At 72.2% G+C, this 24861-nt stretch carries 26 protein-coding genes; 15 read left to right on the top strand and 11 right to left on the bottom strand.

All coding sequences use genetic code 11. The features are described 5' to 3' along the window. Positions 1 to 104 precede the first annotated feature (104 nt). Together fdxA and ACFY30_RS01445 are read left to right on the top strand one after the other, a co-directional pair. Positions 105 to 425 (top strand): ferredoxin, encoded by a 321-nt coding sequence (gene fdxA, locus ACFY30_RS01450; protein ID WP_003998156.1) that lies wholly within the window; start codon positions 105 to 107, stop codon positions 423 to 425. Positions 426 to 538: 113 nt separating this feature from the next. Continuing rightward, complete coding sequence (locus tag ACFY30_RS01445; RefSeq protein WP_390843154.1) at positions 539 to 1639, top strand: bifunctional succinyldiaminopimelate transaminase/glutamate-prephenate aminotransferase; 1101 nt, start codon at positions 539 to 541, stop codon at positions 1637 to 1639. Between the two features lie 109 nt (positions 1640 to 1748). On the opposite strand, the gene ACFY30_RS01440 is transcribed toward ACFY30_RS01445, so the two are convergent. Next, positions 1749 to 2213: an ATP-binding protein gene (locus ACFY30_RS01440; protein ID WP_390843153.1), complete on the bottom strand. Its 465-nt coding sequence runs from the start codon at positions 2211 to 2213 to the stop codon at positions 1749 to 1751. Between the two features lie 272 nt (positions 2214 to 2485). Then, entirely contained in the window at positions 2486 to 3487 is a 1002-nt protein-coding gene (locus tag ACFY30_RS01435; RefSeq protein WP_390843152.1) for a heavy metal transporter, read from the bottom strand. A 94-nt stretch (positions 3488 to 3581) separates the two neighbouring features. Here ACFY30_RS01435 and dapE point away from each other — a divergent pair, with 94 nt between their 5' ends. Together dapE and ACFY30_RS01425 are read left to right on the top strand one after the other, a co-directional pair. Further along, a complete protein-coding gene (gene dapE / locus ACFY30_RS01430) occupies positions 3582 to 4661 on the top strand; it encodes a succinyl-diaminopimelate desuccinylase (protein ID WP_390843151.1) in 1080 nt (359 codons plus the stop codon). 110 nt (positions 4662 to 4771) lie between these two features. Next, positions 4772 to 5530 (top strand): TIGR00730 family Rossman fold protein, encoded by a 759-nt coding sequence (locus ACFY30_RS01425; protein WP_390843150.1) that lies wholly within the window; start codon positions 4772 to 4774, stop codon positions 5528 to 5530. Positions 5531 to 5642: 112 nt separating this feature from the next. Here the strand turns inward: ACFY30_RS01425 and folP are convergent, their stop codons facing one another. After that, positions 5643 to 6503, bottom strand: a complete 861-nt coding sequence (gene folP, locus ACFY30_RS01420) for a dihydropteroate synthase (protein ID WP_390843149.1) — start codon at positions 6501 to 6503, stop codon at positions 5643 to 5645. A gap of 125 nt (positions 6504 to 6628) precedes the next feature. On the opposite strand from folP, the gene ACFY30_RS01415 reads away from it, so the two are divergent. Beyond that, the gene (locus ACFY30_RS01415; protein WP_390843148.1) at positions 6629 to 6988 is read left to right on the top strand and encodes a DivIVA domain-containing protein; all 360 of its coding nucleotides are present in this window, start codon (positions 6629 to 6631) and stop codon (positions 6986 to 6988) included. Then, the gene (locus ACFY30_RS01410; protein ID WP_390843147.1) at positions 6985 to 7572 is read left to right on the top strand and encodes a DNA-3-methyladenine glycosylase I; all 588 of its coding nucleotides are present in this window, start codon (positions 6985 to 6987) and stop codon (positions 7570 to 7572) included. The genes ACFY30_RS01415 and ACFY30_RS01410 overlap by 4 nt, the downstream gene beginning before the upstream one ends. A gap of 113 nt (positions 7573 to 7685) precedes the next feature. Here ACFY30_RS01410 and ACFY30_RS01405 read toward each other — a convergent pair whose 3' ends face one another. Further along, positions 7686 to 8477, bottom strand: a complete 792-nt coding sequence (locus ACFY30_RS01405; RefSeq protein WP_390843146.1) for an enoyl-CoA hydratase/isomerase family protein — start codon at positions 8475 to 8477, stop codon at positions 7686 to 7688. A gap of 379 nt (positions 8478 to 8856) precedes the next feature. Here ACFY30_RS01405 and ACFY30_RS01400 point away from each other — a divergent pair, with 379 nt between their 5' ends. Next, positions 8857 to 9024 carry a DUF3117 domain-containing protein gene (locus ACFY30_RS01400; protein WP_003966491.1) on the top strand — a complete coding sequence of 56 codons (168 nt, stop codon included), beginning with the start codon at positions 8857 to 8859 and terminating at the stop codon, positions 9022 to 9024. A gap of 186 nt (positions 9025 to 9210) precedes the next feature. Here ACFY30_RS01400 and ACFY30_RS01395 read toward each other — a convergent pair whose 3' ends face one another. Next, positions 9211 to 9909: an O-methyltransferase gene (locus ACFY30_RS01395; protein ID WP_390822814.1), complete on the bottom strand. Its 699-nt coding sequence runs from the start codon at positions 9907 to 9909 to the stop codon at positions 9211 to 9213. 163 nt (positions 9910 to 10072) lie between these two features. Between ACFY30_RS01395 and sigE the strand changes: the two genes are divergently transcribed. From sigE to ACFY30_RS01370, 5 genes are all read left to right on the top strand, one after another. Then, on the top strand, positions 10073 to 10858 hold the full coding sequence (gene sigE, locus ACFY30_RS01390; RefSeq protein WP_390843145.1) for an RNA polymerase sigma factor SigE: 786 nt from the start codon (positions 10073 to 10075) through the stop codon (positions 10856 to 10858). Next, positions 10855 to 11820, top strand: a complete 966-nt coding sequence (locus tag ACFY30_RS01385) for a zf-HC2 domain-containing protein (RefSeq protein WP_390843144.1) — start codon at positions 10855 to 10857, stop codon at positions 11818 to 11820. The genes sigE and ACFY30_RS01385 overlap by 4 nt, the downstream gene beginning before the upstream one ends. 90 nt (positions 11821 to 11910) lie before the next feature. Then, positions 11911 to 14193, top strand: coding sequence for a trypsin-like peptidase domain-containing protein (locus ACFY30_RS01380; protein WP_390843143.1), 2283 nt, complete (start codon positions 11911 to 11913; stop codon positions 14191 to 14193). 235 nt (positions 14194 to 14428) lie between these two features. Continuing rightward, positions 14429 to 14860 carry a sec-independent translocase gene (locus tag ACFY30_RS01375; protein WP_390843142.1) on the top strand — a complete coding sequence of 144 codons (432 nt, stop codon included), beginning with the start codon at positions 14429 to 14431 and terminating at the stop codon, positions 14858 to 14860. Between the two features lie 234 nt (positions 14861 to 15094). Further along, positions 15095 to 15760, top strand: coding sequence for a hypothetical protein (locus tag ACFY30_RS01370; RefSeq protein ID WP_390843141.1), 666 nt, complete (start codon positions 15095 to 15097; stop codon positions 15758 to 15760). A 50-nt stretch (positions 15761 to 15810) separates the two neighbouring features. On the opposite strand, the gene ACFY30_RS01365 is transcribed toward ACFY30_RS01370, so the two are convergent. The 3 genes from ACFY30_RS01365 to ACFY30_RS01355 are packed head-to-tail and all read right to left on the bottom strand — an operon-like array spanning position 15811 to position 18890. Continuing rightward, entirely contained in the window at positions 15811 to 16944 is a 1134-nt protein-coding gene (locus tag ACFY30_RS01365) for an Mrp/NBP35 family ATP-binding protein (RefSeq protein ID WP_390661190.1), read from the bottom strand. Positions 16945 to 16987: 43 nt separating this feature from the next. Then, a complete protein-coding gene (locus ACFY30_RS01360; protein WP_390843140.1) occupies positions 16988 to 17602 on the bottom strand; it encodes a DUF1003 domain-containing protein in 615 nt (204 codons plus the stop codon). Then, on the bottom strand, positions 17592 to 18890 hold the full coding sequence (locus tag ACFY30_RS01355) for a magnesium transporter MgtE N-terminal domain-containing protein (protein ID WP_390843139.1): 1299 nt from the start codon (positions 18888 to 18890) through the stop codon (positions 17592 to 17594). Before ACFY30_RS01355 ends, ACFY30_RS01360 begins: the two co-directional genes overlap by 11 nt. A 220-nt stretch (positions 18891 to 19110) precedes the next feature. On the opposite strand from ACFY30_RS01355, the gene ACFY30_RS01350 reads away from it, so the two are divergent. Then, the gene (locus tag ACFY30_RS01350; protein WP_390843138.1) at positions 19111 to 19866 is read left to right on the top strand and encodes a hypothetical protein; all 756 of its coding nucleotides are present in this window, start codon (positions 19111 to 19113) and stop codon (positions 19864 to 19866) included. A gap of 50 nt (positions 19867 to 19916) precedes the next feature. On the opposite strand, the gene ACFY30_RS01345 is transcribed toward ACFY30_RS01350, so the two are convergent. Then, a complete protein-coding gene (locus ACFY30_RS01345) occupies positions 19917 to 20432 on the bottom strand; it encodes a hypothetical protein (RefSeq protein WP_390843137.1) in 516 nt (171 codons plus the stop codon). Between the two features lie 35 nt (positions 20433 to 20467). Beyond that, a complete protein-coding gene (locus tag ACFY30_RS01340) occupies positions 20468 to 21613 on the bottom strand; it encodes a magnesium and cobalt transport protein CorA (RefSeq protein WP_390843136.1) in 1146 nt (381 codons plus the stop codon). Between the two features lie 488 nt (positions 21614 to 22101). On the opposite strand from ACFY30_RS01340, the gene ACFY30_RS01335 reads away from it, so the two are divergent. Further along, positions 22102 to 22686 (top strand): suppressor of fused domain protein, encoded by a 585-nt coding sequence (locus ACFY30_RS01335; RefSeq protein WP_390843135.1) that lies wholly within the window; start codon positions 22102 to 22104, stop codon positions 22684 to 22686. A 40-nt stretch (positions 22687 to 22726) separates the two neighbouring features. On the opposite strand, the gene ACFY30_RS01330 is transcribed toward ACFY30_RS01335, so the two are convergent. Beyond that, positions 22727 to 23950 (bottom strand): MFS transporter, encoded by a 1224-nt coding sequence (locus tag ACFY30_RS01330; RefSeq protein WP_390843134.1) that lies wholly within the window; start codon positions 23948 to 23950, stop codon positions 22727 to 22729. 181 nt (positions 23951 to 24131) lie between these two features. On the opposite strand from ACFY30_RS01330, the gene ACFY30_RS01325 reads away from it, so the two are divergent. Further along, complete coding sequence (locus tag ACFY30_RS01325) at positions 24132 to 24773, top strand: DUF6758 family protein (RefSeq protein ID WP_390822534.1); 642 nt, start codon at positions 24132 to 24134, stop codon at positions 24771 to 24773. Positions 24774 to 24861 lie beyond the last annotated feature (88 nt).

Genomic DNA, 24861 nt, shown 5'->3' with positions numbered 1-24861 from the left:
GAACGGAGATACTAGGGGCGGGCATCGACGACGCCGCGCTCCCGCGCGCCAGGCGGCGGAGCCTGAGGAGGCCCGCCAGCGCCCTATCGAGGAGGAACGACAGCGTGACCTACGTCATCGCGCAGCCTTGTGTCGACGTGAAGGACAAGGCGTGCATCGAGGAGTGCCCGGTCGACTGCATCTACGAGGGCTCCCGGTCCTTGTACATCCACCCGGACGAATGCGTCGACTGTGGTGCCTGTGAGCCGGTCTGCCCGGTTGAGGCGATCTTCTACGAGGACGACGTGCCGGAGGAGTGGAAGGACTACTACAAGGCGAACGTCGAGTTCTTCGACGAGCTCGGCTCGCCCGGTGGTGCGAGCAAGCTGGGACTGATCGAGCGGGACCACCCGTTCGTCGCCGCGCTGCCGCCGCAGGCCGAGTAACCGCATCAGCGGCCCGCACCATCGTGCCGCCTCGGTCCCGTACGGCCTGATCACCCTGACGGCCATACGGGACCGAGGCGTTGCCGTACGTACGAGAAAGTGAGCCAGCACCCGTGTCCGCAGTCTCCGACCGCCTGCCCACGTTTCCCTGGGACAAGCTGGAGCCGTACAAGAAGAAGGCCGCCTCGCATCCGGACGGCATCGTCGACCTCTCCGTCGGCACCCCGGTCGACCCGGTCCCCGAACTGATCCAGAAGGCCCTGATCGGCGCGGCGGACTCCCCGGGCTACCCCACGGTCTGGGGCACCCCGGCGCTGCGCGACGCGATCACCGGCTGGCTGGAGCGCCGTCTGGGCGCCCGCGAGGTCACCCACCGCCACGTCCTGCCGATCGTCGGCTCCAAGGAGCTCGTGGCCTGGCTGCCGACCCAGCTGGGCCTCGGCCCCGGCGACCGGGTGGCGTACCCGCGCCTCGCCTACCCCACGTACGAGGTCGGCGCCCGCCTCGCCCGCGCCGAGTACGAGGTCTACGACGACCCGACGGAGCTGAGCCCGGAGGGCCTGAAGCTCCTCTGGCTGAACTCGCCGTCCAACCCGACCGGCAAGGTCCTGTCGAAGGCGGAGCTGACGCGGATCGTCGCCTGGGCCCGTGAGCACGGCGTCCTGGTCTTCTCCGACGAGTGCTACCTCGAGCTGGGCTGGGAGGCCGACCCCGTCTCGGTCCTGCACCCGGACGTGAACGGCGGCTCGTACGAGGGCGTCGTCGCGGTCCACTCCCTGTCCAAGCGCTCGAACCTGGCGGGCTACCGCGCCGCCTTCGTGGCCGGCGACCCGGCGGTTCTCGCCCCGCTGCTGGAGATCCGCAAGCACGGCGGCATGATGACCTCGGCCCCGACCCAGGCGGCGGTCGTGGCCGCCCTCGGCGACGACACCCACGTCCACGAGCAGCGCGAGCGCTACGCGGCCCGCCGCACCCTCCTGCGCGAGGCGTTGGTGCACCACGGCTTCCGCATCGAGCACAGCGAGGCCAGCCTGTACCTCTGGGCCACCCGGGGCGAATCCTGCTGGGACACCGTGGCCCGCCTCGCCGACCTCGGCATCCTCGTGGCCCCGGGCGACTTCTACGGCACGGCGGGCGACCGGTTCGTACGGGTGGCCCTGACGGCGACGGACGAGCGGGTCGCCGCGGCGGTGAAGAGGCTCGCGGCCGGTTAGGACCGGCTGCGGGAGCGGCGCCTGCCGCACCAGGCTCTCGCCGCCACGCGCGAGAGCGCCGGGGTCCGGGAAGCGTCCTGGACCCCGGCGCTCCTGTGCGCCCGAGGCGTCAGCCGATCGGCAGACCCTTCAGGGTGCCGCCGCCGCCCGGCAGGCCGCCCTTGCCGAGCCCGCCCTTGGTGAGCCCGTCGGTCGGCAGGCCGCCCTTGGTGGCCGACTTGGCGGTGTCCCCGAGGACGTCCCCGGCGGTTCCGGCGGCCTGACCGGCCGCCTTCTGCACCGCGGGCGCCGCCTTCTTCACGGCCTTGCCGCCGGCCTTGCCCGCGACCGGCACCGTCTGCTTGACCGCCTTGCCGCCGGCGTCACCGGCGAGCCCGGTGGCGCTCTGCGTCGCGCCGTCGACGGTGGTGCCGACGTTCGCCCCGTCCAGGGCGGTCAGCCCGCCGAGGTCCGGGGTGGCGGGCAGGGCGGAGGGGGCAGCGCTCGCGGAGCCGGCCGCACCGACCCCGGCGGCCGCTCCCGCAGCGACGAGCAGCGCGGCACGGGCGATCCTGCGGGTCAGGGGGAGGGACATGATGCTCCTTCGACGGGAGAGAACAGAGAACGCAGTGACTACCGCTCGAAGCCCGCGAAGGTTGCGGACGCCCGCCGTAAAGAGTTGGCAATGCGTCGCATTATCGGCTGGGGAGGAAATCGGGCAAATCCCGTCCGGTGTGACAGTCCGCCGAACCGCCGGAGCCCTTTGTTCCCAAGGGCTTCGCCGGACATGAGGGTGACGGCGCGAAAACCTGAGCACCCGGCCGGCGGAACACCCCCGGGCATCACCCGGCCAGGTGATGGCCCGTACTACTGCCCGGTCACGATCCGTACGCTGCCCGTGCCCCCGCCCGACCCCGACGCCCCGGCGGCCTCCGTGCTGCCCGCGTCCGTCGCCCGCCACCGGCTGTCGGTGTTCCCGGCCGTCCACTCCCGGCCCGCGTACGACACCCGCTCGATGTGCAGCGCCGAGGCGTTGGCCACCGCCCAGTGCGCCAGCTGCCAGCCCCGTTCCTGGACGCCGCGCCCGGCGGCGGTCGTCTTCCGGGACACCGGCAGCGTCACGGTCCGCCCGTCGGTCTGCGCGGCGGGAACGTCACTGTCCGCCGCGGCGGCCGTCTCCCCGCCCTCGCCGGCCTCCGCGTCCGCCTCCCGCAGCGCGTCCCGCCCGAAGTCGCGGGCGAGCGCCGCCCGCACCGCGGAGGGGCCGGTGACCGTCCCGGTACCCACGCGTCCGTCGCAGGTCAGCGTGGCCGCCGAGGTCCCGGTGAGCGCGGCGGCCAGCAGCACGGCGTCCGTCTCGTGCTTGGCGTACGCCTCTGGGTAGCCGCTGCGCTGCACACGCTGCGCGGCGACGGTGAGGGGGAGCTCGGTGTAGTCCGGCACCTTGGCGAGGTGCTCGTAGAAGATGCTCGCCGCGTACGCCGGGTCCGTGACCTGCTTCGCGGTGCCCCAGCCCTGCGAGGGCCGCTGCTGGAACAGGCCGAGCGAGTCCCGGTCGCCGTGGGAGAGGTTGCGCAGCCCCGACTCCTGGATCGCGGTCGCCAGCGCGATGGCCACGGCACGCTCGGGCATCTCCCGGTCGGTGCCGACGGCCGCGATCGTCGCCGCGTTCACCGCCTGTTCCGGCGTGAACTCGTACGTCGCCCCGTCCGCCGCGCCGGAAACGACTCTGCAGCCGGGATCGTCGGCGCCACCGGTGACGTACTGGACCACGACGTAGCCCGCGACGGCGGACAGGACCACGCAGGCCGCCCCGAAACGGAGCAGGCGGCGGCCGCGACGCTGGGAAGAGGGAGACGGCTCTGGCACGCGTACAAGGTACTGGAGAGTACGGAAACGGAGGAGAGAGGTGCGTGCGGCTGTGAAAAGCGCGACGGACTTCTGGCGCGTTAGGGTCGACCGCATGGCCGACACCCCTCTTGATCTCACGCTGGACGCCGCCGCCCTCACCGCGCAGCTCGTCGACTTCCCCTCCGAGAGCGGCACCGAGAAGCCCCTCGCGGACGCGATCGAGGCCGCCCTGCGCGCGCTCCCGCATCTCACGGTGGACCGCCACGGCAACAACGTGATCGCCCGCACGCACCTGGGCCGCCCCGAGCGGGTCGTCCTCGCCGGCCACATCGACACCGTCCCGATCGCCGGCAACGTCCCCTCGCGCCTGGACGAGGACGGCGTCCTGTGGGGGTGCGGCACCTGCGACATGAAGGCCGGGGTGGCGGTGCAACTGCGCATCGCGGCGACGGTCCCGGCCCCCAACCGCGACCTGACCTTCGTCTTCTACGACAACGAGGAGGTCGCCGCCGACCTCAACGGCCTCAAGCACGTCGCCGAGGCCCACCCGGACTGGCTCGCGGGCGACTTCGCGGTCCTGCTGGAACCGTCCGACGGCCAGGTCGAGGGCGGCTGCCAGGGCACCCTGCGGGTGCTGCTGAGGACGAAGGGCGAGCGGGCGCACTCGGCGCGCGGCTGGATGGGCTCGAACGCGATCCACGCGGCGGCCCCCGTGCTGGCCCGCCTGGCCGGGTACACGCCGCGCCGGCCGGTCATCGACGGCCTGGAGTACCGCGAGGGCCTGAACGCGGTGGGCATCAGCGGCGGGGTGGCGGGCAACGTGATCCCCGACGAGTGCGTGGTCACGGTCAACTTCCGGTACGCGCCGGACCGCACCGAGGACGAGGCGATCGCGCACGTCAGGGAGGTCTTCGCGGACTGCGGGGTCGCCGAGTTCGTGGTGGACGACCACAGCCCGGGAGCCCTGCCCGGCCTCTCCCACCCGGCCGCCGCCGCCTTCATCGAGGCCGTGGGCGGCACCCCGCAGCCCAAGTACGGCTGGACGGACGTGAGTCGCTTCTCGTCGCTGGGCATCCCCGCGGTCAACTACGGGCCCGGCAACCCGCACTTGGCGCACCGGCGGGACGAACGGGTCGAGACGGCAAAGGTTCTGGCGGGGGAGGAGCGCCTGCGGGCCTGGCTGACGGCATGAGAAGGCCGCCGGGGGCGGCGGCGCTGCGGGGCGGACACGCCGACGTCCCCCGCGCGTAACCCGCGTAGATCTACGCTGAGGTACGAACACCGCAAGCGGAGGGAGCTCACATGGCTACAGGCAACCCCGAGGGCAAGAAGCAGCCGCCGGAGGAACAGCGCCTGGGACCGGTCCTCCGGCGACGGGATCAGGTACAGACGAGCACCACGGACCAGCGGCTGCTGGACGAGCGCGCCCCCTCCGACTGGGTCCACACCGACCCCTGGCGGGTCCTGCGCATCCAGTCCGAGTTCATCGAGGGCTTCGGCACCCTCGCCGAACTCCCCCCGGCCATCAGCGTGTTCGGCTCCGCCCGCACACCGGTCGACTCACCCGAGTACGAGGCGGGCGTCCGCCTGGGGCGAGGTCTTGTCGACGCCGGCTGGGCGGTGATCACCGGCGGCGGCCCCGGCGCCATGGAGGCGGCGAACAAGGGCGCCAGCGAGGCGGGCGGCACCTCGGTCGGCCTCGGCATCGAGCTCCCCTTCGAGCAGGGGCTCAACCCCTACGTCGACATCGGTCTCAACTTCCGGTACTTCTTCGTCCGCAAGATGATGTTCGTGAAGTACGCGCAGGGCTTCGTGGTCCTGCCCGGCGGCCTCGGCACCCTGGACGAACTCTTCGAGGCGCTCACCCTCGTCCAGACCCAGAAGGTCACCCGCTTCCCCATCGTCCTCTTCGGCACGGAGTACTGGGGCGGTCTGATCGACTGGCTCAAGAACACCCTCGTGGCCCAGGGCAAGGCAGCCGAGAAGGACCTCCTGCTCTTCCACGTCACGGACGACGTGGACGAAGCGGTGGCCCTGGTCTCCAAGGAGGCCGCCCGCTGACCCACCCGTCCGGCGGCTCCGCCTTCGCCCACCCGCCACCCGTCTCACAGGGGTGGAGGGGCGGAGCCCCCGGCGGTGGGCAGGAGAAGGGCGGCGGGGGCGAGGGCGTGGGTCAGGCCAGGCCGCGGCGGGCCACCGCCGGGGGGCGGTGGCCGGCGATCGACGCCACCATGTCCAGGACCTGCCGCGTCTCCGCCACCTCGTGCACCCGGTACACCTGCGCCCCCAGCCACGCCGACACCGCGGTCGTCGCCAGCGTGCCCAGCACCCGCTCCTTCACCGGCCGGTCCAGCGTCTCCCCGACGAAGTCCTTGTTGGACAACGACACCAGCACCGGCCAGCCCGTCTCCACCATCTCCGGCAGCCGCCGCGTCGCCTCCAGACTGTGCCGCGTGTTCTTGGCGAAGTCGTGCCCGGGATCGATCAGGATCGACTCCCTCGGCACCCCCAGCTCCGCAGCTCGCTCCGCCAGCCCCACGGTCACCCGCAGGATGTCGGCCATGACGTCGTCGTACGTCACCCGATGCGGCCGCGTCCGAGGCTTTGAGCCCCCCGCGTGCGTGCACACCAGCCCCACCCCGTACCGCGCGGCCACCTCCGCGAGCCCGGGGTCCACGCCGCCCCACGCGTCGTTCAGCAGATCCGCCCCCGCCTCGCAGACCGCCTCCCCGACCTCCGCCCGCCAGGTGTCCACGCTGATGATCACGTCCGGGAACCGCCGCCGCACCTCGGCCACGAACCCGACCGTACGCCGCGCCTCCTCCTCGGCGGTGACCTCCTCGCCCGGCCCGGCCTTCACCCCGCCGATGTCGACGATGGCGGCGCCCTCCGACACCGCCTGCTCCACGCGCGCGAGCGCCGGCTCGTCGCGGAACGTCGCACCCTGGTCGTAGAAGGAGTCCGGGGTCCGGTTCACGATCGCCATGATCACCGGCTCGTGGGCCCCGAATTCACGCCTGCCCAGCCTGAGCATCGCCTGTGACCTCTCCTGGTACGTCCTGCACATCCGCCGCCTGTGACCCTAACCGCCGGACCCGCATGGCACGATCGGACCCGGACACATTCGAGATCGAGCACACCGAGCGTGGAGACCCACCGATGGTTATGTTCCTGTTCCTGGTCATCGCGCTCGCCGTCGTGGTCGCCGCGGTGACACTCGCCGTGGTGGGCGGCGGCGAGGGCACCGGCCCGCTGCCCGAGGCGGCACCGCAGCGGCTGCACGACCCGCTGCCCCCGGACCGCCCGGTCGACCGCTCCGACATCGACCACCTCCGCTTCCCGCTCGCCGCGCGCGGCTACCGCATGGCGGACGTCGACGACGCCCTGAACCGCCTCGCGGCCGAACTCGCCGAGCGCGACGCCCGGATCGCCGACCTGGAGTCCGCCCTGGCCGGCGCCCGGACCGCGCCCCGGCCCCACGTCTCCTTCGAGAAGCCCGACCCGGAGGACCAGCGGTGAGTGACGGCACCTCCCTCGCCGGTCCGGACGGCGCGCTGCGCTGCCCGTGGGCGCTGTCCACCCCGGACTACGTGACCTACCACGACGAGGAGTGGGGTCGCCCGGTCCACGGCGACGACGCGCTCTTCGAGCGCCTCAGCCTGGAGGCCTTCCAGTCCGGCCTGTCCTGGATCACGATCCTGCGCCGCCGCCCGGGCTTCCGCACCGCCTTCGCCGGCTTCAAGATCGCGTCGGTCGCCGTCTTCACCGACGAGGACCGTGAGCGCCTCCTCGCCGACGCGGGCATCATCCGCAACCGCGCCAAGATCGACGCCACCCTCGCCAACGCGCGCGTGCTGGCCGAGTGGGCCCCGGGCGCACTGGACGAGCTCATCTGGTCCCACGCCCCGGACCCGTCCAGCCGCCCGGTGCCCAAGACCCTGGCCGACGTCCCGGCCGTGACGGACGAGTCGACGGCCCTGTCCAAGGCCCTGAAAAAGCGGGGACTGCGGTTCGTGGGCCCCACGACGGCGTACGCGCTGATGCAGGCGTGCGGGCTGGTGGACGACCACCTGGCCACCTGCGTGAGCAGAAGCGCGCCCTAGGAGCGCGGGGCCGTGTCGACGGGGGGCGGGGCCGTATCGACCGGAAGGCGGGGTTTCGTCGACGGGCGGCTCCGCCGCGCGGGCGCGGCCGGCCCCCGCACCCGCACGCGAACTCAGCGGCCCAGGTACTTCGGCTTCTCCTTGTTGACGAAGGCCTGCACCGCGATGGTGTGGTCCTCCGACGCACCCGCCCGGGTCTGCAGCTCGTCCTCCTTCTCCAGCGTCTCGGCCAGCGAGTGCGAGAGCCCGAAGGCCACGGCCTCCTTGATCGCCGCGTACGCCACGGTCGGCCCCTCGGCCAGCGCCCGTGCCACCTTCTCGGCCTCACCGCGCAGCTCCGCCGAGGGCACGACCCGGTTGGCGATCCCCAGCTCGTACGCCTCCTGAGCCGTGATGCTGCGCGGGAAGAGCAGCAGGTCGGCGGCCCGCCCGGGGCCGATCACCCGGGGCAGGGTCCAGGAGATGCCCGAGTCGGCGGTCAGCGCGACACCGGCGAACGACGTGTTGAAGGACGCCGTGTCGGCCACGACGCGGTAGTCGGCGGCCAGCGCGAAGCCGAAGCCGGCTCCCGCGGCGACCCCGTTCACGGCGGCGACCACCGGCTTCGGGGCCTCCGTCAGCGCCCGCACGATCGGGTTGTAGTGCTCCTTGACCGTGCTCATGACCTGCCCCGAGCCCTCCGCCAGCAGCCCGATGTGCTCCTTGAGGTCCTGGCCGACGCAGAAGGCCCGGTCCCCGGCGGCGGTCAGCAGCACCGCCCGTACGCCGGTGTCCTCGGCCGCCGCGCGTGCCGCGTCCCGCAGGGCGACCTTGGTCGCGACGTTCAGCGCGTTCATCGCCTCCGGGCGGTTCAGAGTGATCGTCGCGAGCCCGTCGCTCACCTCGTAGAGCACGGTGTCGGCCATGGCGTATCCCCTCCGTGTGGCGGCTCCCCGGCGTACTACTGGTCGGTACGCCGGTGTACGAAGGACAGCATGGCGGAGATCATCGTCCGAGGACCGGACGCGGCGTGTGACCTGCGTCAAAGAATTCGACCCGGTTTACGGACCGCGTCTGTCTGTGCGGCGGCGCAGTATCGCAGCCACATCGCCGAATTGAGTGGTTTTGCTCGCGCGCGTTGCCCAAGCGATGCCTACTGATGTTGGTCATCGGGTCCTGAGATGCGGGATAATGGCTTGGAAGCAATGTGTTCGATGCCGGTGTCGCGTGTCCCACGCTGGACCGCGCGTGCCCTGCCAGGGCCGTCGGCTTTCACGTGAGCTGGTTTCAGGAAGGGGAACGAGCATGGCGGCCATGAAGCCGCGGACGGGCGATGGCCCGCTCGAGGTGACCAAGGAGGGGCGGGGCATCGTCATGCGCGTTCCGCTCGAAGGCGGCGGTCGGCTCGTCGTCGAGTTGACCCCTGACGAGGCCGACGCGCTCGGCGACGCTCTCAAGAAGGTCGTCGGCTGACGCGCAAGCGACCATACCCTTTCGGTCGCCCCGGCATCCCTCAGGGTGCCGGGGCGACTGTGTGCCCTCCGGCTCCCTCCTGGTACTGCTCCCCCACGGCATCGCCCAGCGGCTCGGCCCTGCGGCGCCGGCCCGCGACTGGGCCCTACGGCGAAGCGAGGCGGTGCCGCCCGAACGGCCCAGCGGTCACCTTTTGACCGCGCACAGCAGCCCGTCCCCCACCGGCAGCAGGGACGGCACCAGCTCCTGGCTCTCGCGCACCGCCCGCAGCAGCTCCCGGATCCGTATGACCTCCGTGGGCTGCGGGCCGGAGTCGACCGTGCGGCCGTTGGCGAAGACGCCCTCGAAGACGACCAGGCCGCCCGGGCGCAGCAGACGCAACGATTCAGCGAGATAGTCCAGGAACTCCAGCCGGTCGCCGTCGCAGAAGACGAGGTCGTAGCCCGCGTCGGCGAGGCGGGGCAGGACATCGAGCGCGCGGCCGGGGATGAAACGGGCCCGGTTGCTGGCGAAGCCGCAGGCGCGAAAGGCCTGCCGGGCGAACTGCTGGTGTTCGGGCTCCGGATCCACGGTGGTCAGGACACCGTCGGGGCGCATCCCGTGCAGCAGGTGGATCCCGGAGACACCGGTGCCGGTACCGATCTCCGCGACCGCCTTCGCGTCGACGGTGGCGGCCAGCAAACGCAGCGCGGCGCCCGTGCTGGGCGACACCGAGCGCAGCCCTGCCTCACGGGCCCGGTCGCGGGCCCAGCGCAGCGCGTCGTCCTCGGCGGCATAGGCGTCGGCGAACGCCCAGCTTGCCTGCCGGTTGCCGGTAATGACCCTCTCCTGTCCCCGTGGTTGCCTGGGCGTGACTGTATCCGTTGCCGCCGGGAACCCGCAGATGGGACCGGTCGTTTGTAGGGGTGGGAACGACGACCGGGGGACACAGTTGGATCACGACGAGGGGCGAGAGTCCGAGCAAGTGCTGACGCAGCCGTATGAGCCGTGTCAGCCCAGATCAAATTCTCGTAAAACCGCTTATCCGGAGCTAACGGGCGAGGTGGCTATGGTAGGGGCTCCACTGGACACCACCAGAGCCGACAGGGGAGGTGCGGCTGCCCCCGTGGATCGGGGAGGAGTGCTGCGGCGCTTCCTCGGATCGGCGGCCAGGCCGAAATCCGTGAACGACACCGCTGCTGACCACAGTCCCGCCACTGGCTTCGCCGCCGGACAGGCCCAGACCGCGACCTTCTCCACCGACGCGGACGGGCAGGCGTGGACTCCGCCCACCTGGGAGGAGATCGTCAGCATGCACAGCGGCCGGGTCTACCGGCTCGCCTACCGTCTCACCGGCAACCAGCACGACGCGGAAGACCTCACCCAGGAGGTCTTCGTCCGTGTCTTCCGCTCCCTGTCGACCTACACGCCCGGCACCTTCGAGGGCTGGCTGCACCGCATCACCACCAACCTGTTCCTGGACATGGTCCGCCGCAAGCAGCGCATCCGCTTCGACGCGCTCGGCGAGGACGCGGCCGAGCGGCTGGCCAGCAAGGAGCCCAGCCCGCAGCAGGTCTTCAACGACGCCCACTTCGACGCGGACGTCCAGCAGGCCCTCGACACCCTCGCGCCCGAGTTCCGCGCCGCGGTCGTCCTGTGCGACATCGAAGGACTGTCGTACGAGGAGATCGCCGCCACCCTGGGCGTCAAGCTGGGCACGGTCCGCTCGCGCATCCACCGCGGCCGTTCGCAGCTGCGCAAGGCCCTTGCGCACCGCTCGCCCAAGGCGCGGGCCGAGCGCCGCTCCTTCGCGGCGCGGGTGCCCGCTCTGGGAGGAGGGGGCGCGACCGCGTGAGTGGGACTCGACGCAATCCCGGCGAGGGGCTCCTCGCAGAGCAGCATCTGGGAGACCGGCTCTCCGCCCTCGTGGACGGCGAGCTCGGTCATGACACGCGCGAGCGCGTGCTGGCCCATGTGGCGACCTGTCCGAAGTGCAAGGCCGAGGTCGACGCCCAGCGCCGGCTGAAGAACGTCTTCGCGGAAGTCGCACCGCCCGCCCCCTCCGAGAGCTTCCTGGCCCGTCTCCAGGGGCTCCCCGGAGGAGGTGACCCGGACGGCGGCGGCACGCCGCTGGGCGGGGGAGGGTTCGGTGACGGAGTCTTCGGAGTGAGAAGGGACCAGCCCTTCTCGTTCGGCTACGTGCCCGGGCGCGACCACGGCTCCGTCCTTCCGCCCGCCCACGAGAGCGGCTTCCACGTCCACCCCGTCGGCCGTGGCGGCGACCGCCACGACACCGAGCGCTCGCGGAGTCTGCGGTTCGCCTTCGTCGCCGCCGGCGCGGTGTCGCTGGCCGCGATCGCCCTGGGCGGGATGAACGCCGGTGTGCCGATCGACACCGCCGCGGACGCCCGCGGCCAGTCCGGCGGGAGCAATGTGACACCGGCCCGCACCCCGGGCTCCGCCACGCCGCCCGAGAGCCAGCGCCGCCGGGCCACCGGACCGCTGCTCGCCCAGGGCGGCCAGCTCCTCGGCACCCCGGCGGCGCCGACCGAGGTGTCCGCCCCGCTGCTGCCCGGAATGCCCTCCCCGGACTCCGGCCGCACCGAGCCGGCGGTCCTGCATCGGCTCACCGCCCCCATGGTGGCCGGCGCGGCGGCCATGTCCCCTCTGATACGCCCGCTCGGTACGAACCCTCCGGTCGCCCTGACCGCCTGGACCACCGCTCCCGAGGTCTCCGGCGCAGGCCTGCTCGCCGCGCCCGTCCCCGACGCCACGTCCGCCCCCACCACCTCCCCCGCCGCGCAGAACCCCCGCTGACGCGGTCCCTGCGCCGGTCCGGCGTGAACCTGGTTGAATCCAGGAGGCGGGGTCCGCCCGGCCGTTACGGGGTCCGACTGTGGGGAGAGCATGGACGAGGGGAAGCCCACGAAGGCGAAGTGGTGGAGCCGGCCCCGGCCGGGGGCACCCGAGGGGCCGGGAGAGCCGGACGCACCGGCGGAGGGCGACTTCGAACTGGCCCGGCCCGCGGAGGCCTCCGACGGCGCAGCGGCATCGGCGGGGGCACCGGAGCGCTCCGGCGGTGAGGCCGACGGCGTGAACCCCGGCCTCGCCGAGGGCGCGGATCCCGACGACCGGGACCTGGGCAGCGGCGACGGCGACAGTGACGGTGACTATGAACTGAGCCTCCCCGTGAGCGCGGCCGTCCCCGGCCCCGACGCGGCGGACACCCTCGGGGCGGCGGCCCCGGCCGGCACACCGGTCCCCTCGGACCCGTCCTTCCCTCGGACACAGACTCCGCCCGAGGTGGCCCCCGCGCCGGACGCCCCGGAGATCCGCGCGGAGTCCGCGCCCGAGGTCCCGCCCCCGGTCGCCGCCGACGAACCTCCCAAGCCGCTGCACGACCCTGACCCCTACAGCACCCCGCCGTACGGCCAGCCGGGCCCCTGGGCACCCGCGCCGCCCGTCCAGCACCCGGCGGCGACCGCCGCACAGGGGGCCGCGGCCCAGGCCGCACCCCCGCCCGTCACCCCGGCTCCTGCGACGCCTCCGGCCACCCCGCCCCCGCTTCCGACGCCGGGCGCCCCGTCCCTTGCGGCGCCCCCAAGCACCCCGGCCGCGCCTCCGTCCGCCGGCGCCCCGATCCCTGGCGCCCCGGTCCCGCTTCCGGGTTCAGGTGCCCCGATCCCAGGCACCGCGGCCCCGCTTCCGGGTTCAGGCGCCCCGGCGCCTGCGACGGCTCCAGGCACCCCGGCCCCGCTTCCGGCCGTCGGCGCCCCGGCCGTCGGCACCCCGGTCCCCGGCGCCCCGGTCCCCTCGGTGCCCCCCGGTGCGGCATTCGCGGCGCCGCCCGTCGGCACCCCCACGCCGCCCCTCGCCTCCGCCCACACCCCGACCCCACCTCTCACCTCCCCCGGCACCCCCACACCACCCGTCACCCCCATCGCCACCCCCGTGCCCGACCCCACCGCACCCCCCGCACCCCCCACCGACCCCTGGCACCGCTACGACCCCTGGGCCCCCGTTCCCGCCGGGCCGCTGCACCAGACCGGTGCCGCCGCGCCCGGTGAGGCCGAGCGGCGGCGCACGGTGCGGAGGCGGCTGGCCGGGGGAGCCTTGGCGCTCGCGCTGGTCTCCGGGGTGCTCGGCGGGATCGTGGGGGCCCATCTGGAGCGCGGTGGCGGGCTGGGCGGGGTGAAGCTGCCGCAGGCGTCCGCGGAGCCGGCCGGCCGGGCCGCGGACAGTGTCGCCGGGATCGCGGCCCGGGCCCTGCCGAGTGTGGTCACGCTGCATGTCAGCGGCAGCGAGGAGTCGGGTACGGGCACCGGGTTCGTGCTCGACACCCGGGGCCACATCCTCACCAACAACCACGTCGTCGAGCCGGCCGGAAGCGGCGGCGAGATAACCGTCGTCTTCAACGGGGGCGAGACCGCCGAGGCGAAGGTCGTCGGCCGGGACAGCGGCTACGACCTCGCCGTCGTCAAGGTCAGCGGAGTCGGCGGGCTTCAGCCGCTGCCCCTCGGCAACTCCGACAACGTGCAGGTCGGCGACCCGGTCGTGGCCATCGGCGCCCCCTTCGACCTGGAGGGCACCGTCACCTCCGGCATCATCAGCGCCAAGGAGCGGCCCATCACGGCCGGCGGCGGGAGCGGCGACGGCAGCGACGTGTCGTACGTCGACGCGTTGCAGACCGACGCGGCCATCAATCCAGGCAACTCCGGAGGGCCGCTGCTCGACTCCCGGGGCCGGGTGATCGGCATCAACTCCGCCATCAGGTCGGCGGCGGACGGCTCCGCCCAGGACGGCGGTGAGGCGGGCTCGATCGGCCTCGGCTTCGCCATCCCCGTGAACCAGGGCAAGCGCGTCGCCGAGGAGCTGATCAACACCGGCCGGGCGACCCACCCGGTCATCGGCGTCACCCTCGACCTGGACTACACCGGCGACGGCGCCCGGGTCAGCACCAAGGGCGGTGGCGGAGGCTCCCCGGTCACCCCGGGCGGGCCCGGCGACCTGGCGGGCATCGAGGCCGGGGACGTCATCACCGAGGTCGACGGCACCCGTATCCACTCCGGGGACGAACTGATCGTCAAGACCCGCGCGCACCGCCCCGGCGACCGCCTGGAGCTGACCGTCGAACGCGACGGCGAGGAACGCACGCTCTCCCTGGTCCTGGGCTCCGCCGACGGCGACTGAGCGGACGCCGGGTCCGGAACCCCACAGTGTTTGACAGCAACCTCACAGATCGGACCTGGAAACGCCCTCCGACAAGGCAAACAACGCGGAAAACCGGCCGCGGACACCCACTCGGACCCGGCGGCACGGTACCGGTCGGACACGTGCGACAGGTACCGTGGACCCGGCCCGGACCACGGAAGACCTGACCTGACCACCGAGGGCCGAGGACCGCGGACATCGCAAGGAGCTTCAGGTGTTCAATGACATAGGACCGCTCGAGGTGGTGACGATCATCGTCCTCGCCGTGCTCGTCTTCGGTCCGGACAAGCTCCCGAAGGTCATCCAGGACGTGATGCGCACCGTCCGGAAGATCCGTGAGTTCTCGGAGAGCGCCAAGCATGACATCCGCGCCGAACTGGGCCCGGAGTTCAAGGACTTCGAGTTCGAGGACCTCAATCCCAAGACGTTCATCCGCAAGCAGCTGGACAACGAGGAACTGGGGCTGACGGAGATCCGCAACGGCTTCGACCTGAAGAAGGAGATGGCCGAGGTCACCGACGCCGTCCACAGCCGTGAGACGGGCTCCTCCTCCGGCTCCGCCGGCGACGGGCGCATCGACATGACGAAGAAGCCCGAGGAACCGGGCAAGGACGACCGCCCGCCCTTCGACGCGGACGCCACCTGAGCGACTCCCCGACGGCCGCGGTCGACGTGCCCGGGTGACCGAGCCCCCTGGCGGGCCGTTCCGTGCCCCTTCCGGGCGCCCCCTGAGCCGCCCCGCGCGACCCGTGCGCAGGGCGGCTTCACCGTCCCTCGGGGCGGGGTGGCTATGCTGCCTGGTTGTTGTGCGGAGCGGACGAGTACGCCCGAAGGGGGGCGGGCCGGCCACTCCGTCGAGAGCGAGGAGGCGTCCGGGCACATGGAGACGACGAGTCGGGCAGTCGAACAGGCGCCGGCCGCGGAGGGCGGACCACAGGTCCCCTCCGCCCGGCTGCGTACGGTCGACGGCTACCTTGAGGCGCCCTTCCCCTGGTACGGCCTCGACGAGGCCTTCACCGGGCCGCGCTGGCTGATGCAGGTGGGCACGGCGGCCGACGGGGCCGTCGAGCACGGTTCCATCGGACACGGTGACGAACCCTCCGTACGGCACGAGACGGCGGGCGAGGACCGCGGGAAGTTCGCGGTGGTCGTCACCGTCGCCGCCAACCCGGTACGGCGCAGCCCGGACGGCACCGGTCTGCTGGAGGCCACCTCGGTGTCCTCGGCGGCCTGGCTGGCCGGGGTGGGGCTGCTGTCCTTCACCTGGCCGGGCCAGATGGACCACAGCCTGCGCGACGACTGGCTGGACCAGCAGACCGAGACGGCGTGGGTGCTCGCGGACGACCTCGCGGGGCCGGACTGGTCGACCCTCTCCCTGCCCGTCGACGGCGCGCCGACCCCCTTCCACTACCGCGAGTCCGAGTTCGGCTGGGTCCTGGCCGGCTCGACCGGGGCAGGGGTGCATCTGGGGGCGTACGGAAGGGGCATGAGCGCGTACGGGCTCGGCTTCTCCGTCGTCAAGGACATCGCGGAGTACGCCGGGTAGCACGAAGGGTGCCCTCCGCACGGAGGGCACCCCAAGGGCTGTGGCGCTCGCTAGAACTTGTTCTTCGGGGTGATCCCCAGCGACAGTCCCGAAAGACCCCGCTGCCGTCCCCCCAGCTTGCCCGCGATCGCCCGCAGCGCCGAGCCCGCCGGGGACTCCGGGTCGGTCAGGACGACCGGCTTGCCCTCGTCGCCGCCCTCGCGCAGCCGGACGTCGATCGGGATGCTGCCGAGGACGGGGACGGACGCACCCGTGGTGCGCGTCAGGCCGTCGGCCACCAGCTGGCCGCCGCCCGTGCCGAAGACGTCGACCATCTCGCCGCAGTGCGGGCAGGGCAGGCCGGCCATGTTCTCGACCACGCCCACGATCTTCTGGTGGGTCTGGACCGCGATCGCGCCCGCCCGCTCGGCCACCTCGGCCGCCGCCTGCTGCGGGGTCGTCACGACCAGGATCTCCGCGTTCGGGACCAGCTGGGCCACCGAGATCGCGATGTCGCCCGTGCCGGGCGGGAGGTCCAGCAGCAGGACGTCCAGGTCGCCCCAGTACACGTCCGCGAGGAACTGCTGCAGCGCCCGGTGCAGCATCGGGCCGCGCCAGACGACCGGGGCGTTGCCCGGGGTGAACATGCCGATGGAGATGACCTTCACGCCGTTCGCCGACGGCGGCATGATCATGTTCTCGACCTGGGTGGGACGGCCGTCGGCGCCCAGCATGCGGGGCACGGAGTGGCCGTAGATGTCGGCGTCGACCACGCCCACCTTGAGACCGTCGGCCGCCATCGCCGCCGCCAGGTTCACCGTCACCGACGACTTGCCGACGCCGCCCTTGCCGGACGCCACCGCGTAGACCCGGGTGAGGCTGCCGGGCTTGGCGAACGGGACCTCGCGCTCGGTCTGGCCGCCCCGGAGGGCGTTCGCCAGCTCCTTGCGCTGCTCGTCGCTCATGACGTCGAGCGTGACGTCGACGCGCGTGACTCCCTCGACGCGCGAGACCGCGTCGGTCACGCGCTGCGTGATCGTCTCGCGCATCGGGCAGCCGGAGACCGTCAGGTACACGGTGACCGCGACCGCCCCGTCCGCACCGATCTCGACCGACTTGACCATCCCGAGTTCGGTGATGGGGCGGTTGATCTCGGGGTCGTTCACCGTCGCCAGTGCCTCGCGCACCGCGTCTTCGCTAGCCATAAGGACGATGGTACGGCGCCCACCGGGGCCCCCGGCCAGCCCCTCAGCGGTCGTCTGCGTCACGTCCCGGTGACCGGTCTGCCGGGAATACGACGTGACCGCCGTGACCGCCGCCGTGGCCCTTGTGCCCGTCGTGGCGTTCCTCCAGCTCCTTGAGCATGTCCTGCAGCTCGGAGCGGATCCAGTCACGGGTGGCGACCTCGCCCAGGTTCATGCGCAGGGCGGCGATCTCCCGGGTGAGGTACTCGGTGTCCGCGATCGACCGCTCGTTCTGCTTGCGGTCCTGTTCGAGGTTGACGCGGTCGCGGTCGTCCTGCCGGTTCTGCGCGAGGAGGATCAGCGGCGCGGCGTAGGAGGCCTGCAGGGACAGCATCAGGGTCAGGAAGATGAACGGGTAGTTGTCGAAGCGCAGGTCGTGCGGGGCGAAGACGTTCCACAGCACCCACGCGATGATGACGACCGTCATCCAGACGATGAACCGTCCGGTGCCCAGGAAGCGCGCGATGCGCTCCGAGAGCCGTCCGAAGGCCTCCGGGTCCCATTCCGGCAGCAGCCGCCGCCGGGGCGGGCGCGGCTGGTCGAGCCGGGCGCGGGGGCGCGTGGTGGCGGTCGCGCCGACGGGCGTGCGCTCGCGGGTGCTCTCGCGCTCAGGAGCCATGGGCGGCCACCCCCTCGCCCGTCTCCTCGTCGTTCAGGTGGAACTCCGTCTCCCGCCAGTCCTCCGGCAGCATGTGGTCCAGGACGTCGTCCACGGTCACCGCGCCGAGCAGCGACCCGGCCTCGTCCACGACGGGCGCCGCGACCATGTCGTACGTCGCGAAGAACCCGGCGACGACCGGCAGCGCCGCGTCCGGGGCCAGGGCCTGAAGGTCGTCGTCGAGGACGGCGCTGACGAGGGTGTACGGCGGTTCGCGCAGCAGCCGCTGGAAGTGGACGGTGCCCAGGTACTTGCCGGTGGGCGTCTCGTCGGGCGGCCGGCAGACGTAGACCTGGGCGGCGAGCGCGGGGGAGAGATCGGGGTTGCGGACACGTGCCAGGGCGTCGGCGACGGTGGCGTCCGGGCGCAGGACGATCGGCTCGGTGGTCATCAGACCACCGGCCGTGTGCTCCTCGTAGGACATCAGGCGCCGCATGTCGGCCGCGTCGTCGGGCTGCATCAGGCTCAGCAGCCGTTCCTTGTCCTCCTCGGGCAGTTCGGCGAGCAGGTCGGCCGCGTCGTCGGGGTCCATCGCCTCCAGGACGTCCGCCGCGCGCTCCTCCTTCAGCTTGCCCAGGATCTCGATCTGGTCGTCCTCCGGGAGTTCTTCCAGGACGTCGGCGAGACGGTCGTCGTCGAGGGCTGCGGCGACCTCGGCGCGCCGCTTGGGGGAGAGATGGTGCAGCACGTTGGCGAGGTCGGCGGGGCGCAGCTGCTCGAAGGTGGCCAGCAGGCTCTCGGCGCCCTGCCCCTGCTCCTCCAGCGAGAACCCGGTCACCGCCGACCACTCGACGGTCAGCGTCTCGCCCTTGGCCCGCCGGAACGCGCCGCCCTTCTTGCCCTTGCGGACGAAGACCCGGGTGATCTCCCAGTCCCGGCGGGCCGGCAGCTGCTGCACGGACACGTCGAGCACGGTGACCTCCTCGCCGGTCTCGACGAGCGTGACGCGCCGGTCGAGGAGTTCCCCGAAGACCAGCCGCTCGGTGGGCCGTTGCTCGAAGCGGCGGACGTTGAGCACACCGGTGGTGATGACCTGGCCGGACTCGATACCGGTGACCCGGGTCATGGGCAGGAAGATGCGGCGCCGGGTGGACAGTTCGACGACCAGGCCGAGCAGCCGCGGGGGACGGCGTCCGACGCGGAGCATGACGACCAGGTCGCGCACGCGGCCCACCTGGTCGCCGTTCGGGTCGAAGACCGGGACACCGGCGAGGTGCGAGACGAAGATCCGGGGGACACCGGCTGCCATGACTGTGGATCCCTGCTTCCTTCTTGGCTTCCTGTTGCGTCCTGCGGTGCTGCTGGTTTCCTTTTCCGAATTGCCCGCTCCTGCGGGCTTCAGGCTAGCCCGTCCCGATCGGATACGCCCTGGTGAGCGCTGCGGACGCACCCGTTCCGACAGCACCCCGAGACCCCGGTACGCTGCCGTACGCCGCTCAGCACACCCCCGCAGAAAGGCAGCCGTCTCTGTGACTGCGATTCCCCAGGGCCGTACCCGCAGGGCCGCACTGGTGAGCGCGATGTGCGCACTGGTCGTCGGCCTCGGAGCGGGCTGCAGTGAGGATCCGGACGCGGGGACCAACGGGGTGGGCAAGCTGCCCGCCGCCCAGATCCAGGCGAAGACGAAGACCGCCGCCGGTTCCGTGGACGCGGTGCGGCTGTCGGGGACCGTCGTCACCAGCGGCCGTACGTACAAGCTCGACATGCGCCTGAAGGACGAGGGCGGCACCGGGTCGGTCACCTCGCAGGGGGCCAGCTTCCATCTGCTGCGGGTCGGCGAGCAGCTGTTCCTGAAGGCCGACGCGGCGTTCTGGAAGCACGAGGACGGCACGTCCGACGGCAAGGGCGACGACACGGACACCGCGGCCGCGGACAAGCTCGACGGCAAGTACGTGAAGGTGCCGGCCGGGGACCCCTCGTACAAGAAGTTCAGCGTCTTCACGGACAAGGACCTCCTCCTCGACGGTCTGCTGACCCTGCACGGCTCGGTGAAGACGGACGGACACCACGAGCAGGGCGGCGTGCGCACGATCCGGATCACCGGCGACGGCGGCGACGGCGGCACACTGGACGTCTCCCTGGAGGGCAAGCCGTATCCACTGCGCCTGGTGCGCGCAGGCGGCGCGGGAACGCTGAGCTTCTCCTCCTGGGGCGAGGACTTCGCCCTGGAGGAGCCGGCACAGGGCGAAACGGTCGACTACGGCAAACAGCTCCCGACGTCCTGAGGGCGCGCCTCGCACCCGGTGAGCGGCGCGGGGTGCCGCCGCGACAGCCCCTAGCCCCGTCGTCGGCGCCGCAGCAGCAGCTTCGGCAGCCCCGCGGGGACCGGCTCACGCGTCGTGGCGGGCGACGGCAGGGGCCGAGCCGCCAGATCGCCGTCGGGCAGCGGCAGAGTCGCCCCCGTCGGCTCCAGCCGCAGCACTCTGCACTCCCGCGCCCACCGCTGCGGCATGGCCTCGCCGTCCGGTGCGTTGAGCCGCTTGCCCTTCAGCTCGGCGACGGCCGCCTCCCAGGCCTCGGTGCCGGGCGCGAGCTGGACGACCGCCGCCGTCCAGGAGACCAGCCGGCCGCCCTTGTCCTTGCTGCGTACGGTGACCTCGGCCGAGCCGCCGTCGAGGAGCCCCGGCAGCGGCTGCTCACCCGGCCCGTCGCCGACCAGGCAGGCCGCGCCCTCGTGCCAGGCGTGCCACAGCGCACGCGCGGCCGGCTGGCCGGCGCCCTTGACCCAGATGAGGCCGGACTTCTTGGTGGCCTCCTCGACGAGGGCCTGGTCGAGCAGCTCGCTTGTCATGGCGCCCAGCCTAGTCAGCCCCGGTGCGGGGGTGGTCACAGCCAGCCGTTGCGCTTCAGGGTGCGGTGGATGCCGACACACAGGCCGACCATGACCGACATGACGACCGGGTAGCCGAACTTCCAGTGCAGCTCGGGCATGTAGTCGAAGTTCATGCCGTACACCCCGCAGACCATCGTCGGGACGGCGATGATGGCGGCCCAGGACGTGATCTTGCGCATGTCCTCGTTCTGTGCGACGGAGGCCTGCGCGAGGTTGGCCTGGAGGATCGAGTTGAGCAGTTCGTCGAAGCCGATGACCTGCTCCTGGACCCGCGCGAGGTGGTCGGCGACGTCCCGGAAGTACTTCTGGATGTCGGGGTCGATCAGCCGCATCGGCCGCTCGCTCAGCAGCTGCATCGGCCGCAGCAGTGGGGAGGCGGCCCGCTTGAACTCCAGCACCTCACGCTTGAGCTGGTAGATCCGGCCGGCGTCGGTGCCGCGCGGGGTGCCCTTGCGGCCCGGCGAGAACACCTCGGTCTCGACCTCGTCGATGTCGTCCTGCACGGCGTCCGCGACCGCGATGTAGCCGTCGACGACGTGGTCGGCGATGGCGTGCAGCACCGCGGAGGGGCCCTTGGCGAGCAGCTCCGGGTCGTCCTGGAGGCGGTGGCGCAGCGCGCGCAGCGAGCCCTGGCCGCCGTGCCGGACGGTGATGAAGAAGTCCTTGCCGGTGAAGCACATGACCTCACCGGTCTCCACGACCTCGCTGTTGGCGGTCAGCCGGTCGTGCTCGATGTAGTGGATCGTCTTGAAGACGGTGAAGAGGGAGTCGTCGTAGCGCTCCAGCTTCGGGCGCTGGTGGGCCTGCACCGCGTCCTCCACGGCGAGCGGGTGCAGTCCGAACTCGCTTGCGATACCGGCGAATTCGGCCTCGGTCGGCTCGTGCAGCCCGATCCACACGAAGCCTCCGTCGCGCCGCACCTGGCGCATGGCCTCCTGCGGGGACGGCGCGTGCGTGGACGGGACACGGGAGCCGTCGCGGTAGACGGCGCAGTCGACGACGGCCGACGGCGTCGCGGGGTCGCGCGTGGTGTCGTACGCGCCGGTGTCCACCCGGACACCGCCCTTGCGGACGCCGCCCTTGAGCAGGGAGGGACGGGCGGGGCGGACCACGGCGCGCAGGTCGCGGATCATCGACATGGCAGGCTCCTTCGCATCGGGCGGCGAAAGGCCGCTGCGACGGGTGGAACTACCCGGAATGAGGACGTCCTGCTTCGGATGTTTGGCACGTCCACAAAGCGGGGAGCACCGCATCGTCGCGGTGGCGGGTTTCGCTGCTGGTTCAGATCAGACAGATCAGGGAGAACGAAACGAAGTGCTCTTCCGCGCGAAGACGCGAGCGTGAGAGGCGGCGGTCAGCCGAAACCAAGAGCAGCTGCATCAGTGGCCGGAAGAGCGAGTGGTACTGCACGGGTGACTTCGATCCATGACAGCCCCACCTCCTCCAGCCGGTCCCTCGTAAGGGAGTCCCAAGGGCGTCGGGGCAAGATCGCGACTCCCCCAGCGCCTGTGCGGCCTGGGCGGTACCCCCATCTGCGTGGTACCCCGAACGACCGGGCAAGAGTATCAGCCGACTGAAGTGTCAAGGCGCTGCTTTGCCCGCTGCTGACGAGTTCTATGCTCGCCACATGGCTGATGTTCTTCCTCTCGTCGAGGCCCGGTTGCGTACGGCGCTGGGCGAGCCGGACGCCCGCGCGGCGGTCACGTTCCTGGGCGCGGACCGCATCGAGGTGCTCCGCTTCCACGAGGGCGACATCGTCCGCTACGCCACGCTCGGCATGTCCGCGCAGCCGATGACGGACCCCACCGCGGTGCTCGCCGACCCGGTCAAGGGCCCGCGCGCCGAGCTGGTCCTCTCCGTGCGGGGCGGGCTCGCCGAGACCGGCAAGGTGCTCCGGCCGCTCGCCGTGCTCGCCGCGTCCCCGCAGGTCGAGGGGGTGGTCGTGGCCCCCGGCGCCTCCCTCGACGTGGGCGGGCCGCTCTGGCCGGGCGCCCCGTTCACCTCGGTCCTGGTCGCCGAGCCGGGCGGGCTGGTGGAGGACCTGGAGCTCGACGAGCCGCTCGACCCGGTCCGCTTCCTGCCGCTGCTGCCGATGACCCCGAACGAGGCCGCCTGGAAGCGCGTCCATGGCGCCCAGGCGCTCCAGGAGCGCTGGCTGACGAACGGGACGGACCTGCGTGATCCCGCCCGCAGGTCCGTCCCGCTCGACTGACGCCTCGTGAGGAACGTCACGAACCCGTGGCCGGGAAGCGTCAGTTGGCGAAGACGGTGACCGAGTCCTCGGTCGCGTGCCGCGGCGTCAGCCGTTCGGCCTCGTGGACAAGTGCCTTGCGCCGTACGGCGACCACGGCCGCGCCGGCGACCGCGGTGACCGCCGCGACCACGAACGGGACGTGGATGTCGGTCCATTCCTCGATCTTCGGCGCGAAGTAGGGCGCGGCCGCGGCGGCGAACCAGCGGACGAAGTTGTAGCCCGCGCTCGCCACCGGCCGCGGGGCGTCCGACACGCCCAGCGCCAACTCGGTGTAGACGGTGTTGTTCACGCCGATGAACGCGCCGGACAGGATCGTGCAGACGATCGCCGTGGTGTGGTCGCCGTAGCCGAGGACCAGCACGTCGGCCGCGAGCAGCGCCAGGGAGCCGCCGAGCACCTTCAGCGAGCCGAACCGCTCCTGCAGCCGCGGTGCCACGACGACCGAGAAGACGGCGAGCAGCACACCCCACGCGAAGAACACCGCCCCCGACTTGTAGGGGGTCATGTTCAGGACGAACGGGGTGAAGGCCAGCACGGTGAAGAACGTGTAGTTGTAGAAGAACGCCGAGGCCGCCGCGGAGGCGAGGCCGCCGTGGCCGAGCGCCCTGACCGGGTCGAGCAGGGAGATCTTCCGGGCCGGCTTCGGCTGCTCCCTCAGGAACACCGTGACGCACAGGAATCCGACGGCCATCAGGAACGCCGTGCCGAAGAAGGGGTAGCGCCAGCCGGCGTCGCCGAGCAGCGCGCCGAGCACGGGGCCGCAGGCCATGCCGAGGCCGAGAGCGGACTCGTACAGGAGGATGGCGGCGGCGCTGCCGCCCGCCGCCGCGCCGACGATGACGGCGAGGGCCGTCGAGACGAAGAGGGCGTTGCCGAGGCCCCAGCCGGCGCGGAAGCCGACGAGTTCGGCGACCGAGCCGGAGGTGCCGGCGAGGCCCGCGAAGACGACCACGAGGGCGAGGCCGAGCAGCAGGGTCTTCCGGCCGCCGATCCGGCTGGAGACGAAGCCGGTCACCGGCATCGCGAACGCGGTGATCAGGAAGTACGAGGTGAAGAGCAGGGAGACCTGGCTGGGTGTGGCGTCGAGGCCCCGGGCGATGGACGGCAGGATCGGGTCGACCAGGCCGATGCCCATGAAGGCGACCGCGGAGGCGCCGGCCGTCGCCCACACCGCCCCCGGCTGTCGCAGGAGGCCGCCGGCTCCGGCGTCGAATGCGTCCATGTTCCTCTCGCTCCCGCTAGATGGTTGGTATATGCACACGATAAGTTAGTCTAGCTAATTAATGCAAGCTGCATCTAGTTCGGTGTGGTGAGGGTGCGGAGGCGGTTCGGCGTGAACTGGTTCCGTCCGGACGGGTGATCGTCCTTGACGTGGGCCTGCTCGGGTAGGACCGTGGGGCCCTATGAGGGGCGAACCCAGTTGCCCGAAGTGTGGTGGCCGGGTCAGGGCTCCCGGACTCTTCTCCGACTCCTGGCAGTGCGATGTGCATGGGACGGTGCATCCGCTGCAGCCCGTGATCCCGCCCAGCGTCGAGGCCCTCAGTGTCGTGGTGCACCGCACGCAGGTGCCGGTGTGGATGCCGTGGCCCCTGCCGGTGGGCTGGCTGTTCACGGGGGTGACGTACGCCGGTGACGACCGCAGCGGCGGCCGCGCCACCGCGGTCGCGTGCTCCGGGCCCGGACCGCTGGGCGGGATGGGTGAACTGATCCTGGTCGCGGAGGAGCTCGGCGTCGGCCTCGGGGCGCGGTACGCGGGCATCGACGGACCGGACCCGGGGCCGTACATGAGCGTCGAGAAACCCGCGCAGGCCAAGGTGCTGGCCGCGGGCCGTCCCGCCCCGCTCTGGCATGTCTCCGCCACTCCGGACGACCGTGCGGTCTTCGCGGGCGAGGCGAGGGGACTGTGGCTGTGGGCGGTGGTGTGGCCCGAGCAGTCCGGCCTCCTGCTCTACGACGAACTGGTGCTGACGGATCTGCGGGACGCGGGCGCCGAGGTGGAGCTGGTGCCGTGCGGCGCCCTGTCCCCGCGTCTGCTCAAGCCGTAGGGGCCGGCTCCGCTCGCGCCGCAGGGGCCGGCGCACCCGGAGCCGTGCGCTCCCTGTAGGGGGCGCACCCCGGCTACGGGTGTGACAC

It is taken from the genome of Streptomyces sp. NPDC000345, from assembly GCF_042898825.1.
Classification (GTDB): domain Bacteria; phylum Actinomycetota; class Actinomycetes; order Streptomycetales; family Streptomycetaceae; genus Streptomyces.
The sequence above is the reverse complement of the archived record's forward strand: the minus strand, read 5'-3'. Positions and strand labels throughout refer to the sequence as shown.

Excerpts from the sequence above, each read along its gene's own strand:
- ACFY30_RS01325 (WP_390822534.1), top strand. The coding sequence starts at position 24,132 with ATGAGGGGCGAACCCAGTTGCCCGAAGTGTGGTGGCCGGGTCAGGGCT.
- ACFY30_RS01415 (WP_390843148.1), top strand. The coding sequence starts at position 6,629 with ATGGTTATGTTCCTGTTCCTGGTCATCGCGCTCGCCGTCGTGGTCGCC.
- ACFY30_RS01405 (WP_390843146.1), bottom strand. The coding sequence starts at position 8,477 with ATGGCCGACACCGTGCTCTACGAGGTGAGCGACGGGCTCGCGACGATC.
- folP (WP_390843149.1), bottom strand. The coding sequence starts at position 6,503 with ATGCTCAGGCTGGGCAGGCGTGAATTCGGGGCCCACGAGCCGGTGATC.
- ACFY30_RS01380 (WP_390843143.1), top strand. The coding sequence starts at position 11,911 with ATGGACGAGGGGAAGCCCACGAAGGCGAAGTGGTGGAGCCGGCCCCGG.
- dapE (WP_390843151.1), top strand. The coding sequence starts at position 3,582 with ATGGCCGACACCCCTCTTGATCTCACGCTGGACGCCGCCGCCCTCACC.
- ACFY30_RS01360 (WP_390843140.1), bottom strand. The coding sequence starts at position 17,602 with ATGGCTCCTGAGCGCGAGAGCACCCGCGAGCGCACGCCCGTCGGCGCG.
- ACFY30_RS01400 (WP_003966491.1), top strand. The coding sequence starts at position 8,857 with ATGGCGGCCATGAAGCCGCGGACGGGCGATGGCCCGCTCGAGGTGACC.
- ACFY30_RS01330 (WP_390843134.1), bottom strand. The coding sequence starts at position 23,950 with ATGGACGCATTCGACGCCGGAGCCGGCGGCCTCCTGCGACAGCCGGGG.
- ACFY30_RS01355 (WP_390843139.1), bottom strand. The coding sequence starts at position 18,890 with ATGGCAGCCGGTGTCCCCCGGATCTTCGTCTCGCACCTCGCCGGTGTC.
- ACFY30_RS01370 (WP_390843141.1), top strand. The coding sequence starts at position 15,095 with ATGGAGACGACGAGTCGGGCAGTCGAACAGGCGCCGGCCGCGGAGGGC.
- ACFY30_RS01345 (WP_390843137.1), bottom strand. The coding sequence starts at position 20,432 with ATGACAAGCGAGCTGCTCGACCAGGCCCTCGTCGAGGAGGCCACCAAG.
- ACFY30_RS01425 (WP_390843150.1), top strand. The coding sequence starts at position 4,772 with ATGGCTACAGGCAACCCCGAGGGCAAGAAGCAGCCGCCGGAGGAACAG.
- ACFY30_RS01340 (WP_390843136.1), bottom strand. The coding sequence starts at position 21,613 with ATGTCGATGATCCGCGACCTGCGCGCCGTGGTCCGCCCCGCCCGTCCC.
- ACFY30_RS01440 (WP_390843153.1), bottom strand. The coding sequence starts at position 2,213 with ATGTCCCTCCCCCTGACCCGCAGGATCGCCCGTGCCGCGCTGCTCGTC.
- sigE (WP_390843145.1), top strand. The coding sequence starts at position 10,073 with ATGGTAGGGGCTCCACTGGACACCACCAGAGCCGACAGGGGAGGTGCG.
- ACFY30_RS01335 (WP_390843135.1), top strand. The coding sequence starts at position 22,102 with ATGGCTGATGTTCTTCCTCTCGTCGAGGCCCGGTTGCGTACGGCGCTG.
- ACFY30_RS01365 (WP_390661190.1), bottom strand. The coding sequence starts at position 16,944 with ATGGCTAGCGAAGACGCGGTGCGCGAGGCACTGGCGACGGTGAACGAC.